We start from the raw sequence: 13,653 nt of genomic DNA, 5'->3' as shown, positions 1-13,653 counted from the left end.
GGCGTGGCAAGCTCGACCGACAAGCTGCTGGTGCTACTTGATGGATCCGCCCGCAGCGACGATCTTCTGCTCCGCAGAGCTGGAGACCTTGTCGACCGCGACGTTCAGCTTAACCGCAATGTCGCCGTCCCCGAGAACTTTGACCTTCTCGTTCTTGCGCACGGCACCCTTGGCGACCAGGTCGCCGATGGTGACGTCACCCCCCTGGGGGTAGAGCGCCGAGAGAGCGGACAGGTTGACGACCTGGTACTCGACCCGGAACGGGTTCTTGAAGCCGCGGAGCTTCGGGGTGCGCATGTGCAGCGGCATCTGCCCGCCCTCGAAGCCGATGCGCACCGTGTAACGGGCCTTGCTGCCCTTGGTGCCGCGTCCCGCGGTCTTGCCCTTGGAGCCCTCACCGCGACCCACACGGGTCTTGGCCTTCTTGGCTCCGGCAGCGGGGCGGAGGTGGTGGACCTTGAGCACGTGCTCCCTGGTCGCCGGCGCCGCCGCGCCCTTCGTGGTGGACGTCGGCGCGGAAGTCGTGGACTCCGCGGCGGCGTTGTTCGTCTCAGCCATTAGTCAATCTCCTCGACCTTCACCAGGTGGGCGACGGTCTTCACGTATCCACGGTTCTGGGCGTTGTCCTCGCGGACCACGCTCTGACCGATCTTCCTGAGGCCGAGCGAGCGCAGCGTATCGCGCTGGTACTGCTTCTCGCTGACCTTCGACTTGATCTGGGTCACCTTGAGCTGAGCCATCAGGAACCTGCCTTCGCGGTGGACGCGGCGGCGAGGGCGTCGGCCTCGGCACGGACGAGACGGGCCGGCGCGACCTGATCGAAGTCGAGACCACGACGAGCGGCGACGGCGCGCGGCTCCTCGAGCTGCTGAAGAGCCTCGACGGTCGCGTGGACGATGTTGATGGTGTTCGACGAGCCGAGCGACTTGCTCAGGACGTCGTGGATGCCGGCGCACTCGAGGACGGCACGCACGGGACCACCGGCGATGACGCCGGTACCCGCGGCGGCGGGGCGCAGGAGCACCACACCGGCGGCGGCCTCACCCTGCACGGGGTGCGGGATCGTCAAGCCGACGCGGGGAACGCGGAAGAAGTTCTTCTTCGCCTCCTCGACGCCCTTGGAGATGGCGGTCGGGACCTCGCGGGCCTTGCCGTAGCCGACGCCCACCAGTCCGTTGCCGTCTCCGACGACCACGAGTGCGGTGAAGCTGAAACGACGACCGCCCTTGACGACCTTCGACACGCGGTTGATGGTCACCACGCGCTCGAGGAACTGGCTCTTCTCGGAGTCACGGCCACCACGGTCGCGGCCTCCCTGGTTGCGGTCGCGGCCGCCGCGGCGGGGCTCACGAGCCTCCTGCTGCGGCTGCGTGGACGCAGCGGTCTCGACGGGGGCCTCCGACACAGCGGCGACCTCGGGTTCCTTGTTCTCTGCGGCGCTCACAGGTTGAGCCCTGCCTCTCGTGCTCCATCGGCGATCGCGGCAACGCGACCGGCGTACTTGTTGCCTCCGCGGTCGAAGACGACCGCCTCGACACCGGCGTTCTTGGCGCGCTCGGCGACGAGCTCGCCGACCTTGCGGGCCTTGGCGGTCTTGTCACCGTCGAACACGCGCAGGTCGGCCTCGAGGGTCGACGCCGACACGAGGGTGCGGCCCTGCGCGTCGTCGACGATCTGCACGAAGACGTGGCGGGCCGAGCGATTGACGACGAGGCGGGGGCGCTCGGCGGATCCGACGACCTTCTTGCGCAGACGGTCGTGACGACGACCGCGCGCAGCGGACTTGCTCTTTCCTCTGGTTCCGAGTCCCATGATCACTTACCGCTCTTTCCGGCCTTGCGGCGAACGACCTCGCCGGCGTAGCGCACGCCCTTGCCCTTGTAGGGCTCGGGCTTGCGGATCTTACGAATGTTGGCGGCTACCTCACCGACGGCCTGCTTCGAGATGCCGTGCACGGTGAGCTTGTTGTTGCCCTCGACCGTGAACGAGATGCCCGCGGGCGGGGTGACGACGACCGGGTGCGAGAAGCCGAGCGCGAACTCGATGTCCGAGCCCTTCGCCAGCACGCGGTAACCGGTTCCCACGACCTCGAGGCCCTTGGAGTAGCCCTGCGTGACACCGATGATGTCGTTGGCGATGAGCGTGCGGGTGAGGCCGTGGAGCGAACGCGACTCGCGCTCGTCGTCGGGACGCGAGACCAGCACCTGGCCGTTCTCGACGGAGACCTCGATGGGGCTGGCGACCGGCACGGTCAGCTCGCCCTTGGGGCCCTTGACGGTCACAGCGGATCCGGCGACGGAGACGTCGACGCCCGCCGGGATCTCGATGGGGAGTCTTCCAATACGCGACATGAGGGGTTACCACACGTAGGCGAGGACTTCCCCACCCACGCCCTTCTTCTCGGCCTGGCGGTCGGTCAGCAGACCGCTCGAGGTGGACAGGATGGCGACGCCGAGGCCACCGAGCACGGTGGGGATCTCGGCCGACTTCGCGTACACGCGCAGTCCGGGCTTCGAGACCCGCTTGATGCCGGCGATCGAGCGCTCGCGGTTGGGGCCGTACTTGAGGGAGATGGAGAGCGTCGTGCCGACGCGCGCCTCCTCGACCTTCCAGTCGGCGATGTAGCCCTCGGTCTTGAGGATCTCGGCGATGTTCGCCTTGAGCTTCGAGCCCGGGAGAGTGATGGAGTCGTGGTGCGCGGAGTTCGCGTTACGGATTCTGGTCAGCAGATCTGCGACCGGATCAGTCATGGTCATGGCTGATGGTGCCTTTCTCGCCTGGTTTCGGCACCCTTTACAAGAGTGACGACCTGTGGTGCGGGACGGCGCCGACGACGTCGACGCCCATGCGGCCGCGCGAACGCAGGCCAACGAGCCATGATACATGGCCGAGGTCCTGCGGTCGAGGGCCGATCGTGCACGGAGTCCGCGGGCTTCGCGCTGCAGCCGGGCGGAGTGACCCGCGCCGGCCGCGGACGCACGACGAGGCCGGAGGGCGGTTCTCACCGCCCCCCGGCCTCGAGGCTTATTGCTTACGCGTTGTCCGAGGACTTGAACGGGAAGCCCAGCTGCTTGAGCAGCGCGCGACCTTCATCGTCGGTCTTGGCGGTGGTCACGACGGTCACGTCGAAGCCGCGGACGCGGTCGATGCGGTCCTGGTCGATCTCGTGAAAGATCGACTGTTCCGTGATGCCGAAGGTGTAGTTACCGTTGCCGTCGAACTGGCGGTCCGAGAGACCGCGGAAGTCGCGGATGCGCGGCAGCGCGACCGAGAGCAGACGGTCCAGGAACTCCCACGCGCGGTCGCCGCGGAGGGTGACGTGCGCGCCGATCGCCTGGCCCTCGCGCAGCTTGAACTGCGCGATGGACTTGCGGGCCTTGGTGACCTGAGGCTTCTGGCCGGTGATCGCGGTGAGGTCCTTGATGGCGCCGTCGATGATCTTGCCATCGCGGGCCGCCTCACCCACGCCGGTGTTGACGACGACCTTGACCAGGCCGGGGACCTGGTGGACGTTGCCGAAACCGAACTGCTCCTTGAGAGCGGGGATGATGTCGGCCTGGTACTTGGCCTTGAGCCGCGGCTGAACCTTCGCAGCCACTGCGGTGGTGTCAGTCATTACAGTTCCTCACCCGACGCCTTCGCGTAGCGCACGCGAACGGTCTTGGTCACGCCGTCCTTGGTAACGGCCACGTTGCGGTGGCCGACCCGGGTCGGCTTCTTGGTCTTCGGGTCGACGAGCGCGACGTTGGAGATGTGGATCGAAGCCTCGACGGTCTCGATGCCGCCCTCCTTCGAGCCGCGCTGCGACTGGCCGACGCGGGTGTGCTTCTTCACGAAGTTCACGCCCTGGACGACGACGCGGTTGCGCTCGACCAGCACCTCGAGGACGGTGCCCTGCTTGCCGCGGTCTCCGCCGCGGGCCTGGGTCGCTCCCGAGATGACCTGAACGAGGTCACCCTTTTTGATCTTGGCCATGACTAGATAACCTCCGGTGCCAGCGAGACGATCTTCATGAACTTCTTGTCGCGGAGTTCGCGACCGACCGGCCCGAAGATGCGGGTGCCACGGGGGTCCCCGTCGTTCTTGAGGATGACGGCCGCGTTCTCGTCGAACTTGATGTACGAGCCGTCGGGGCGACGGGTCTGCTTGACGGTACGGACGATGACGGCCTTGACCACATCGCCCTTCTTGACGTTGCCACCGGGGATCGCGTCCTTAACGGTGGCGACGATGATGTCACCGAGACCGGCGTAGCGGCGGCCGGAGCCACCGAGAACGCGGATCGTGAGGAGTTCCTTGGCGCCGGTGTTATCGGCGACCTTCACTCGGGATTCTTGCTGAAGCATGTGTCTCTCCTGCTAACTCAAGTAGGCCGCGGCCTACTTGGCCTTCTCGAGGATCTCGACCAGGCGCCAGCGCTTGGAGGCGCTGAGGGGACGGGTCTCGCTGATGACGACGAGGTCGCCGATTCCCGCGGTGTTCAGCTCGTCGTGAGCCTTGACCTTCGAGGTCCGGCGGATGACCTTGCCGTAGAGCGGGTGCTTGACGCGGTCCTCGACCTCGACGGTGATGGTCTTGTCCATCTTGTCGCTGGTGACGTAGCCGCGGCGGGTCTTGCGGTAGCCGCGAGCGCCCTCCTGCTTGACGTCGTGGGCGGCCGACTCGTGGCCGGCGGTGTCACTGACGGTTGCCATTACTTGGCCTCCTCGGTCGGCTCGGTCGCCTCGACCTCGGCCTTGACGGCCTTCTTGGTCTTGGGCTTCTTCTCCGCCTTGGCCGGGGCCTCGACGGGTGCAGGGGTGGCGCGGATGCCCAGCTCGCGCTCACGGATGACCGTGTAGATGCGGGCAATGTCGCGCTTGACCGCACGCAGGCGGCCGGTCGTGTCCAGCTGGCCGGTGGCCGACTGGAAGCGGAGGTTGAACAGCTCTTCCTTGGCCTTCTTCAGCTCCGTGACGAGACGCTCGTCCTCGAAGGTGTCGAGCTCGGCGGGGGCGAGCTCCTTGGATCCGATCGCCATTACGCGTCTCCCTCCTCGCGCTTGATGATGCGTGCCTTGAGGGGCAGCTTGTGGATGGCACGGGTCATGGCCTCACGAGCGAGCTGCTCGTCGACGCCGGCGACCTCGAAGAGGACGCGACCCGGCTTGACGTTCGCGACCCACCACTCCGGCGAACCCTTACCGGAACCCATGCGGGTCTCGGCGGGCTTCTTGGTCAGCGGACGGTCGGGATAGATGTTGATCCACACCTTTCCGCCGCGCTTGATATGACGCGTCATCGCGATACGAGCGGACTCGATCTGACGGTTGGTCACGTAGGCGGGGGTGAGGGCCTGAATGCCGAACTCACCGAATGACACCTTGGTGCCACCGGTGGCCTGGCCGGTGCGGCCCGGGTGGTGCTGCTTGCGGTACTTGACTCGACGCGGAATCAACATGGTTATGCCTCAACTCCTGCTGCGACGGGCGCCTCGCTCTGCTGGCGGGGTGCACGGCGCGGACGGTCGCTGCGCTCGGGGCGCGACGACTTGCTGTTCGCCTGCTCGCGGGCGAGCTCCTTGTTGGTGATGTCGCCCTTGTAGATCCAGACCTTCACTCCGATACGGCCGAAGGTGGTCTTCGCCTCGTAGAAGCCGTAGTCGATGTTCGCGCGGAGGGTGTGCAGCGGTACGCGTCCCTCGCGGTAGAACTCCGAACGGCTCATCTCGGCGCCGCCGAGGCGGCCGGAGACCTGGATGCGGACGCCCTTGGCGCCGGCGCGCTGGGCGCCCTGCAGGCCCTTCCGCATCGCGCGGCGGAAGGCCACACGGGCGGAGAGCTGCTCCGCGATGCCCTGGGCGACCAGCTGCGCCTCGGCCTCGGGGTTCTTGACCTCGAGGATGTTGAGCTGAATCTGCTTGCCCGTGAGCTTCTCGAGGTCCGCGCGGATGCGCTCGGCCTCGGCGCCGCGGCGACCGATCACGATGCCCGGGCGGGCGGTGTGAATGTCGACGCGGACGCGGTCACGGGTGCGCTCGATCTCGATGCGGGCGACGCCCGCACGATCGAGCTGCGTGGCGAGGAGTCGGCGGATCTTGACGTCCTCAGCGAGGTAGTCGCTGTACCGCTGGCCCTTCTTGGTGCTGTCGGAGAACCAGCGCGACACGTGGTCGGTGGTGATTCCCAGACGGAAACCGTAGGGGTTTACTTTCTGACCCATTACTTGGTCCCCTCCTCAGGAGTGGCCAGCACGACGGTGATGTGGCTGGTGCGCTTGTTGATGCGGAAGGCACGACCCTGAGCACGGGGCTGGAATCGCTTGAGGGTGGTTCCCTCATCGACGAAGGCGCGGGACACGAACAGGTCCTGGTCGTCGAGGTACTCGTTCGAGGCATCGGCCTTGACACGAGCGTTGGCCATCGCCGAGGCGACGAGCTTGTAGACGGGCTCCGACGCGCCCTGCGGCGCGAACTTCAGGATGGCCAGTGCCTCCTGAGCCTGCTTGCCGCGGATCAGGTTCACGACACGGCGAGCCTTCTGGGGGGTGACGCGGATGTGTCGCACGCGTGCGATCGACTCCACCATTTCTCTCCTCCTTCTCGTCGCCGCGTTAGCGACGACGGCCCTTCTTGTCGTCCTTCTCGTGACCGCGGAAGGTCCGAGTGGGGGCGAACTCGCCGAGCTTGTGGCCGACCATGGTCTCGGTCACGAACACGGGGATGTGCTTGCGACCGTCGTGGACCGCAATGGTGTGTCCCAGCATCGCCGGGATGATCATCGAGCGGCGCGACCAGGTCTTGATGACGTTCTTGTTGCCGGCTTCGTTGGCCGTGAACACCTTGCGAAGCAGGTGGTCGTCAACGAAGGGGCCCTTCTTGAGACTGCGAGGCATCTTCTACGCGTTCCTTCTCTGCTTCCGAAGCTACTTGCGCTTCTTGCCGGCGGTGCGGCGGCGAACGATGAGCTTGTCGCTCTCCTTGTTGGGGCGACGGGTGCGTCCCTCGGACTGACCCCACGGGCTGACCGGGTGGCGACCACCGGAGGTCTTGCCCTCTCCACCACCGTGCGGGTGGTCGACGGGGTTCATCGCGACACCGCGGACCGTCGGGCGCACGCCCTTCCAGCGCATACGGCCGGCCTTGCCCCAGTTGATGTTCGACTGCTCGGCGTTGCCGACCTCGCCGATCGTGGCGCGGCAGCGCGCGTCGACGTTGCGGATCTCGCCGGACGGCAGGCGCAGCTGCGCGTAGGGGCCGTCCTTGGCGACGAGGCGCACCGAGGTGCCGGCCGAGCGGGCGAGCTTGGCGCCGCCTCCCGGCTTGATCTCGATGGCGTGGATGACCGTACCGGTCGGGATGTTGCGCAGCGGCAGGTTGTTGCCGGGCTTGATGTCGGCGCCGGCGCCCGACTCCACGACGTCGCCCTGCGAGAGCTTGTTCGGGGCCAGGATGTAGCGCTTCGTGCCGTCCACGAAGTGGAGCAGCGCGATGCGCGCCGTGCGGTTGGGGTCGTACTCGATGTGAGCGACCTTGGCGTTGACGCCGTCCTTGTCGTTGCGACGGAAGTCGATCAGACGGTACTGGCGCTTGTGGCCACCACCGATGTGTCGCGTCGTGATGCGGCCGGAGTTGTTGCGGCCACCGGTCTTGGACAGCGGGCGCAGGAGCGACTTCTCGGGCGTCGAGCGGGTGATCTCGGCGAAGTCGGCAACGCTGGAGCCGCGGCGACCGGGGGTCGTGGGCTTGTACTTACGAATAGCCATTGTCTGTTTCCTCTACGCTTCTTCGGCTCAGCCGACGCTCGTGAAGATGTCGATGGAGCCGGACTTCAGCGTGACGATCGCGCGCTTGGTGTCCTTGCGCTTGCCGGTGCCGAACTTCGTGCGGCGGGTCTTGCCCTGACGGTTGAGCGTGTTGATCGACGCGACCTCGACGCCGAAGATCTTCTCGATGGCGAGCTTGATCTCGGTCTTGTTCGAGCGCGGGTCGACCACGAAGGTGTACTTGCCCTCGTCGATCAGGCCGTAGGACTTCTCCGACACCACCGGGGAGATGATGACGTCGCGGGGGTCCTTGTTGAACGCGGCGGACTGGCTCATGCGTTCACCTCTTCCTTGTTGGACTCGGCTCCGTTGGACTCGACGCCCGACTTGGCCGCGATGAACGCGTCGAGCGCGCCCTTCGAGAACACGATGTCGTCGGAGACGAGCACGTCGTACGCGTTGAGCTGGTCGGCCGGCAGGATGTGCACGAACGGCACATTGCGGAGCGAGAGCTCGGCGATGTAGTCGTCACGCTCGAGCACCACGAGGACGTTGCGCGACACCGAGAGGGCGTCGAGCAGCACGAGGGCATCCTTGGTCTTCGGGGTGTCACCGAGGGCGAGGGACTCGACCACGTGAACGCGGGAACCGCGGGCGCGGTCGGAGAGAGCGCCGAGCAGGGCAGCGGCGATCATCTTCTTGGGGGTCCGCTGCGCGTAGCTGCGCGGGGTCGGTCCGTGGACCACGCCACCGCCGGTCATATGCGGGGCGCGGATCGAGCCCTGACGAGCGCGACCGGTTCCCTTCTGCTTGAACGGCTTGCGTCCGGCTCCGGAGACCTCACCGCGGTTCTTCGTCTTGTGGGTTCCCTGGCGCGCCGCAGCGAGCTGGGCCACGACGACCTGGTGGATCAGCGGGATGTTGGTCTGGACGTCGAAGAGCGCGGCGGGGAGCTCGAACGAGCCCGCCTTCTGGCCCTTGACGTCGATGATGTCGACAGAGGTAGCCATGGAACTACGCTCCCTTCACGGCGTTGCGAACGAACACGAGGCGACCGCGGGCACCGGGGACGGCGCCCTTGACGAGCAGCAGACCCTTCTCGGCGTCGACGGAGTGCACCTTGAGGTTGAGCACGGTGACGCGCTCGCCACCCATGCGACCGGCCATGCGCATGCCCTTGAACACGCGGCTGGGGGTCGAGGAGGCACCGATGGAGCCGGGCTTGCGGTGGTTGCGGTGCGAACCGTGCGACGCCGAGACGCCCTTGAAGTTGTGACGCTTCATCACACCGGCGAAGCCCTTGCCCTTGCTGGTGCCGACGACGTCGACCTTGGTGCCGGCCTCGAAGACGGCGTCCACGGTCAGCTCCTGGCCGGCCGAGTAGGAGCTCGCATCCGAGGTGCGGACCTCGGTGAGGTGGCGGCGGGGGGTGACGCCCGCGGCGTCGAAGTGACCGGCGGCGGGCTTGTTCACCTTGCGCGGGTCGATCGCACCGGCGGCGAGCTGGACGGCGGTGTAGCCGTCCTTCTCCTCCGTGCGGACCTGGGTCACGACGTTGGGGCTGATCTCGATGACGGTGACCGGCACGAGCTTGTTGCTCTCGTCCCAGACCTGGGTCATTCCGAGCTTGGTGCCGAGGAGGCCCTTGCTGGTCTTCAGCGTGGGGGAAACAGTGACAGACATGGTGGCACTCCTCCTTAGAGCTTGATCTCGATGTTGACGTCGGCCGGCAGGTCGAGGCGCATGAGCGAGTCGACGGCCTTGGGCGTCGGGTCGATGATGTCGATGAGGCGCTTGTGGGTGCGCATCTCGAAGTGCTCGCGGCTGTCCTTGTACTTGTGGGGCGAACGGATCACGCAGACCACGTTCTTCTCGGTCGGCAGCGGCACGGGGCCGACGACCGTTGCACCGGCACGGGTGACCGTGTCGACGATCTTGCGCGCCGACGTGTCGATGACCTCGTGGTCGTACGACTTCAGTCGGATGCGGATCTTCTGTCCCGCCATGTGTGATCTCTCACTCTCTTGTTATTGCGTCGTACGCGACTCCCCCGGCCGGAACCGGACTCGTCTCGCATTGGACGCGCTCGCGAAGGAACTCCGGTGACCCGGAAACGTGCAACCAGTGTTCTTCTGTCAAAAGCACCGCATCCGGGGCGCTCCGATCGACGTGCAGAACGCACGACGCACGGAGAACCCGTTGAGATGTCGGTTGTTGTCGTTCTGCTACCCGCCGCCTCGACGTCGCACCCGCGAGGCCGCCCTCTCGGGTCGAGCCTCCGCGATGCGGTCTCGGCACTGCCTGGCAGTGTCCCCCTCTCAGCGACAAGCCGCAGGAGAAGGAATTGTGAACTAGGAGAGTCTCCCACACATCATCAGACCCTGCAACCCGGGCGTGTCGCACCGGAGGCCTCCGCCGCGGCTACTCGAAGAGGAGCGCTCTGACTGCGGTCTCGGCGGAGGCGAGACGCGACGGATCGATGGTCTCGCCGGCCCGGAAGTGGTCCAGCAGACGCGGATCGACATAGCTCGCGCGGGCCACGGTGGGCGTGTTCCCGAGCACCTCGGACGCGTCGCGCATCGCCTGGGCGATCGCGGAGGTGCGGGCGCGCTGGGTCGTCTGCGGCCCGGACTTCGCCAGACTGATCGCGGCCGCCACGGTGCCGTGGAGTGTGCGGAAGTCCTTCGCCGTGAAGTCGTCGCCCGCTCGCTCCCGCACGTAGTCGTTGATCTCGGGCGCCGAGAGCGGCCGCCACTCCCGGCCGTCCTTCCAGGCCAGCAGCCGAGCGTTGGGCCCCCTGCGTTTGAGAGCCCGGACGACGCGCGAAAGGTCGTGGTCGAGGATCTCGCTCGTCCAGGCCTGGTGGCTCTTGCCGGGGAAGGCGAGCGCTACCCGGTCGCCGTGGGTGCTCGCGTGCGAGCAGAGCAGAGTCGAGAGGCCGATGCTGCCGTGCTCCTTCGCGTACCGCTCACTGCCGACGCGGAGGGAGCCGGTGTCCAGCATCCTGAAGGCCGTCGCGAGCGCACGGTCACGGCTCGGCCCGTCCGAGCGCAGGGCGACGGTCACCGCTCGTCGCGCGCCCGGAAGCGCCTCAGCGAGCCGGAGCGCCCGGTCGAACTTGATCCGATCCTTCTGCTCGCGCCAGGTCGGGTGGTAGATGTACTGCCGCCGGCCGGCGGAGTCGACGCCCGTGGCCTGGATGTGGCCGTTCGGGTACGGCGCGATCCAGACGTCCTTCCAGGCCGGCGGAATGCCGAGGGCGTCGAAGCGGGCTCGAAGCTCCTGGTCGGCGACCGTCGCGCCCTTCGGCTCGCGGTAGCTGAAGCCGGAGCCCGCGCGCACCCGGGTGTAGCCGCGTCCGCTCGAGTCGGTCCTGCGGAGTCGTTGCGCGCGAGTGTCAGCCATCGACTCGACGATAGGACGGCGGATCGGGTGCCCGCACCCGCTTGACGCTGGGCGGGAGCACTCGCCTCGCGCCGCTACTCGTCGCCGACCCGTTTGTCGGCCTCGCGCTTGAGATCCTCAATGCGGTCGTCGTAGGTGCCCTTGGTGAGGCGGCTCGCGATCTCGCTGGTCTTCTCGAGCACCTGATCCGAGACCTGCTCCGCCTTCTCGCTGTGCAGGGCGTCCTGCGTCTTCTGACTGTTCAGCAGTTCGCCGGCCTGACGTCCGAGCTTCCCGAGATCCACGATGATGCCTCCTTGTCGACGCGCACAGGGCGGCGCGCGCCTCAGTGTGGCGGCCACTCCTGGGGGAACGGTGCGGGCGCGCCGGTCAGCGGGCCAGCGCGATCACCCGTGCTGCGGCGTCCGCCAGCGCCCGCCCGTAGGAGGGACCGTGGCCCGCAGCGTGGACGGCGAGCGGGTGCAGCTGGTGGAGGGGGATCCGCTCCTCGACTCCGGCGGCGAGCGGATGCTGCTCGTGGTAGCCCTCAAGGACGGCGTCGAGGTGCGCGGTACCGAACAGGGCCAGCATCGCCAGGTCGGTCTCGCGATGGCCGCCGTGGGCAGCGGGGTCGATCAGCACTGCGCCGATCACAGCACCCTCACCCGACCACAGCACATTGCCGGTCCAGAGGTCGCCGTGGATCCGGGCGGGTGCGGATCCGTCGTCGAAGACCCCGCTCGTCACGAACTCCAGTGCGCGCTCGACGGTCGACGCGTCCGTGGCGGAGAGATTCCCGGCGTCCACCGCCGGACCGAGGAACGGCCGCACGCGTTGCTCCGCCCAGAAGCGCCCCCAGGAGGAATCGGGCCGACACGTCATGGCGCGCCGCCCGATGTAGGCGGGCCCGCTCCAGCCGGTGGGCGGGGCTCCGAATGCCGGCGCTCCCGCCTCGTGCGTGCGCGCCAGCGCCGCCCCGAACTCCCGGGCTGCCGACCGTGTGGGCCGGACGGAGCGGATCTGCTCCAGTTCGATCCGCCCGGGCGACACCGTGAGCACCGGGACGCAGGCCACTCCCCCGGCCGCCGCGCGCAGCCAGTCGAGGCCGGCCGCCTCCCACTCGAAGAACTGCGGGCGGGCACGCGGGTCGCTCTTCACGAAGGGCATGCACCCACGCTAGCCGCGCCTCACCCCGGAAACGAAGAGAGGGGCCGCCCGCACGAAGCGGACGACCCCTCTCGCGAGATCGGTAGGACGGACCTACTTGACGATCTTGGTGACCGTACCGGCACCCACGGTGCGTCCACCCTCACGGATGGCGAAGCCGAGGCCCTCCTCCATGGCGATCGGCTGGATCAGCGCGACCGTCATGTCGGTGGTGTCGCCGGGCATGACCATCTCGGTGCCCTCGGGCAGCGTGATGACGCCGGTGACGTCGGTGGTGCGGAAGTAGAACTGCGGGCGGTAGTTCGCGTAGAACGGGTTGTGACGCCCACCCTCATCCTTGGACAGGATGTACGCGGTGCCCTCGAAGTCCGTGTGCGGCGTGACCGAACCCGGCTTGACGACGACCTGGCCGCGCTCGACATCCTCGCGCTTGGTGCCGCGCAGGAGCAGACCGCAGTTCTCGCCGGCCCAGGCCTCGTCGAGCTGCTTGTGGAACATCTCGATTCCGGTGACCGTGGTCTTCTGCGTCGGACGGATGCCGACGATCTCGACCTCGGAGTTCAGAGCGAGGGTGCCGCGCTCCGCACGGCCGGTGACGACGGTTCCACGACCGGTGATCGTGAAGACGTCCTCGATCGGCATGAGGAACGGCTTGTCCTTATCGCGCACCGGGTCCGGAATGGACTCGTCAACCGCGTCCATCAGGTCGAGGATCGACTGGGTCCAGGTGTCGTCGCCCTCGAGAGCCTTGAGGCCGGAGACGCGGACGACGGGAGCGTCGTCGCCGGGGAAGCCCTGCGACGAGAGGAGCTCGCGGACCTCGAGCTCGACGAGCTCCAGGATCTCCTCGTCGTCCACCATGTCGGCCTTGTTCAGCGCGACGAGGAGGTAGGGGACGCCGACCTGCTTGGCGAGGAGGACGTGCTCACGGGTCTGAGCCATCGGGCCATCGGTGGCGGCGACCACGAGGATCGCGCCGTCCATCTGAGCCGCGCCGGTGATCATGTTCTTGATGTAGTCGGCGTGACCGGGGGCGTCGACGTGCGCGTAGTGGCGCTTCGGCGTCTCGTACTCGACGTGCGAGATGTTGATCGTGATGCCGCGCTGGCGCTCCTCGGGAGCGGAGTCGATCGATGCGAAGTCACGCTGGACGTTGGTCGCGGACGGGAACTTGTCCGCCAGAACCTTCGAGATCGCCGCGGTGAGAGTGGTCTTTCCGTGGTCGACGTGACCGATGGTTCCGATGTTGACGTGCGGCTTGGTCCGCTCGAACTTGGCCTTAGCCACTGTGGGTCCTCCTCAGGACTTAGGTGCAAGCATCCGCATCCGGAAGCCGCACGGGGGCGGCACGAGGACAGGA

The 13,653-nt window shown here is 67.3% G+C and carries 24 protein-coding genes; all 24 read right to left on the bottom strand.

Annotated features, from left to right (window positions below; genetic code table 11):
- Positions 1-33 precede the first annotated feature (33 nt).
- Entirely contained in the window at positions 34-558 is a 525-nt protein-coding gene (gene rplO, locus A6122_RS03070; protein WP_084415777.1) for a 50S ribosomal protein L15, read from the bottom strand.
- Entirely contained in the window at positions 558-740 is a 183-nt protein-coding gene (gene rpmD, locus A6122_RS03065) for a 50S ribosomal protein L30 (RefSeq protein ID WP_181024623.1), read from the bottom strand. The genes rplO and rpmD overlap by 1 nt, the downstream gene beginning before the upstream one ends.
- Positions 740-1,444, bottom strand: a complete 705-nt coding sequence (gene rpsE, locus A6122_RS03060) for a 30S ribosomal protein S5 (protein WP_068251483.1) — start codon at positions 1,442-1,444, stop codon at positions 740-742. The genes rpmD and rpsE overlap by 1 nt, the downstream gene beginning before the upstream one ends.
- Positions 1,441-1,812 carry a 50S ribosomal protein L18 gene (gene rplR, locus A6122_RS03055; protein ID WP_068256930.1) on the bottom strand — a complete coding sequence of 124 codons (372 nt, stop codon included), beginning with the start codon at positions 1,810-1,812 and terminating at the stop codon, positions 1,441-1,443. The genes rpsE and rplR overlap by 4 nt, the downstream gene beginning before the upstream one ends.
- A 2-nt stretch (positions 1,813-1,814) precedes the next feature.
- The gene (gene rplF / locus A6122_RS03050) at positions 1,815-2,351 is read right to left on the bottom strand and encodes a 50S ribosomal protein L6 (RefSeq protein WP_068251480.1); all 537 of its coding nucleotides are present in this window, start codon (positions 2,349-2,351) and stop codon (positions 1,815-1,817) included.
- 6 nt (positions 2,352-2,357) lie between these two features.
- Positions 2,358-2,756: a 30S ribosomal protein S8 gene (gene rpsH, locus A6122_RS03045; protein WP_068209423.1), complete on the bottom strand. Its 399-nt coding sequence runs from the start codon at positions 2,754-2,756 to the stop codon at positions 2,358-2,360.
- A 275-nt stretch (positions 2,757-3,031) separates the two neighbouring features.
- The gene (rplE, locus tag A6122_RS03040; protein WP_068251477.1) at positions 3,032-3,616 is read right to left on the bottom strand and encodes a 50S ribosomal protein L5; all 585 of its coding nucleotides are present in this window, start codon (positions 3,614-3,616) and stop codon (positions 3,032-3,034) included.
- Positions 3,616-3,975 carry a 50S ribosomal protein L24 gene (gene rplX, locus A6122_RS03035; protein WP_068251474.1) on the bottom strand — a complete coding sequence of 120 codons (360 nt, stop codon included), beginning with the start codon at positions 3,973-3,975 and terminating at the stop codon, positions 3,616-3,618. Before rplX ends, rplE begins: the two co-directional genes overlap by 1 nt.
- A 2-nt stretch (positions 3,976-3,977) precedes the next feature.
- Positions 3,978-4,346: a 50S ribosomal protein L14 gene (gene rplN / locus A6122_RS03030; RefSeq protein WP_055787095.1), complete on the bottom strand. Its 369-nt coding sequence runs from the start codon at positions 4,344-4,346 to the stop codon at positions 3,978-3,980.
- Positions 4,347-4,379: 33 nt separating this feature from the next.
- The gene (rpsQ, locus tag A6122_RS03025; protein ID WP_068251471.1) at positions 4,380-4,694 is read right to left on the bottom strand and encodes a 30S ribosomal protein S17; all 315 of its coding nucleotides are present in this window, start codon (positions 4,692-4,694) and stop codon (positions 4,380-4,382) included.
- The gene (rpmC, locus tag A6122_RS03020; RefSeq protein ID WP_068251468.1) at positions 4,694-5,020 is read right to left on the bottom strand and encodes a 50S ribosomal protein L29; all 327 of its coding nucleotides are present in this window, start codon (positions 5,018-5,020) and stop codon (positions 4,694-4,696) included. The genes rpsQ and rpmC overlap by 1 nt, the downstream gene beginning before the upstream one ends.
- Positions 5,020-5,439, bottom strand: coding sequence for a 50S ribosomal protein L16 (gene rplP / locus A6122_RS03015; protein WP_068251465.1), 420 nt, complete (start codon positions 5,437-5,439; stop codon positions 5,020-5,022). The genes rpmC and rplP overlap by 1 nt, the downstream gene beginning before the upstream one ends.
- Before the next feature lie 2 nt (positions 5,440-5,441).
- The gene (gene rpsC / locus A6122_RS03010; RefSeq protein WP_068209439.1) at positions 5,442-6,200 is read right to left on the bottom strand and encodes a 30S ribosomal protein S3; all 759 of its coding nucleotides are present in this window, start codon (positions 6,198-6,200) and stop codon (positions 5,442-5,444) included.
- A complete protein-coding gene (rplV, locus tag A6122_RS03005; protein ID WP_082480979.1) occupies positions 6,200-6,565 on the bottom strand; it encodes a 50S ribosomal protein L22 in 366 nt (121 codons plus the stop codon). The genes rpsC and rplV overlap by 1 nt, the downstream gene beginning before the upstream one ends.
- A 25-nt stretch (positions 6,566-6,590) precedes the next feature.
- Positions 6,591-6,872 (bottom strand): 30S ribosomal protein S19, encoded by a 282-nt coding sequence (gene rpsS, locus A6122_RS03000; protein WP_055787078.1) that lies wholly within the window; start codon positions 6,870-6,872, stop codon positions 6,591-6,593.
- Positions 6,873-6,902: 30 nt separating this feature from the next.
- Positions 6,903-7,742 carry a 50S ribosomal protein L2 gene (gene rplB / locus A6122_RS02995; protein ID WP_068251462.1) on the bottom strand — a complete coding sequence of 280 codons (840 nt, stop codon included), beginning with the start codon at positions 7,740-7,742 and terminating at the stop codon, positions 6,903-6,905.
- Between the two features lie 27 nt (positions 7,743-7,769).
- Complete coding sequence (gene rplW, locus A6122_RS02990; RefSeq protein WP_068209445.1) at positions 7,770-8,078, bottom strand: 50S ribosomal protein L23; 309 nt, start codon at positions 8,076-8,078, stop codon at positions 7,770-7,772.
- Entirely contained in the window at positions 8,075-8,752 is a 678-nt protein-coding gene (rplD, locus tag A6122_RS02985; RefSeq protein ID WP_068251459.1) for a 50S ribosomal protein L4, read from the bottom strand. The genes rplW and rplD overlap by 4 nt, the downstream gene beginning before the upstream one ends.
- Positions 8,753-8,756: 4 nt before the next feature.
- Entirely contained in the window at positions 8,757-9,425 is a 669-nt protein-coding gene (gene rplC, locus A6122_RS02980) for a 50S ribosomal protein L3 (protein WP_068251456.1), read from the bottom strand.
- A gap of 14 nt (positions 9,426-9,439) precedes the next feature.
- Entirely contained in the window at positions 9,440-9,748 is a 309-nt protein-coding gene (gene rpsJ / locus A6122_RS02975; RefSeq protein WP_005050520.1) for a 30S ribosomal protein S10, read from the bottom strand.
- Between the two features lie 415 nt (positions 9,749-10,163).
- Positions 10,164-11,147, bottom strand: a complete 984-nt coding sequence (locus A6122_RS02970) for a DNA topoisomerase IB (protein ID WP_068251454.1) — start codon at positions 11,145-11,147, stop codon at positions 10,164-10,166.
- 74 nt (positions 11,148-11,221) lie between these two features.
- A complete protein-coding gene (locus A6122_RS02965) occupies positions 11,222-11,431 on the bottom strand; it encodes an Rv0909 family putative TA system antitoxin (RefSeq protein WP_084415776.1) in 210 nt (69 codons plus the stop codon).
- Positions 11,432-11,516: 85 nt separating this feature from the next.
- Positions 11,517-12,293 carry a fructosamine kinase family protein gene (locus tag A6122_RS02960; RefSeq protein WP_068251451.1) on the bottom strand — a complete coding sequence of 259 codons (777 nt, stop codon included), beginning with the start codon at positions 12,291-12,293 and terminating at the stop codon, positions 11,517-11,519.
- A 93-nt stretch (positions 12,294-12,386) separates the two neighbouring features.
- Positions 12,387-13,580: an elongation factor Tu gene (gene tuf / locus A6122_RS02955; RefSeq protein ID WP_068251449.1), complete on the bottom strand. Its 1,194-nt coding sequence runs from the start codon at positions 13,578-13,580 to the stop codon at positions 12,387-12,389.
- Positions 13,581-13,653: the final 73 nt, after the last annotated feature.

Origin of the sequence: Rathayibacter tritici (genome assembly GCF_001641005.1) — a bacterium.
GTDB lineage: Bacteria > Actinomycetota > Actinomycetes > Actinomycetales > Microbacteriaceae > Rathayibacter > Rathayibacter tritici.
This window is presented reverse-complemented; position numbering and strand designations above follow the sequence as displayed.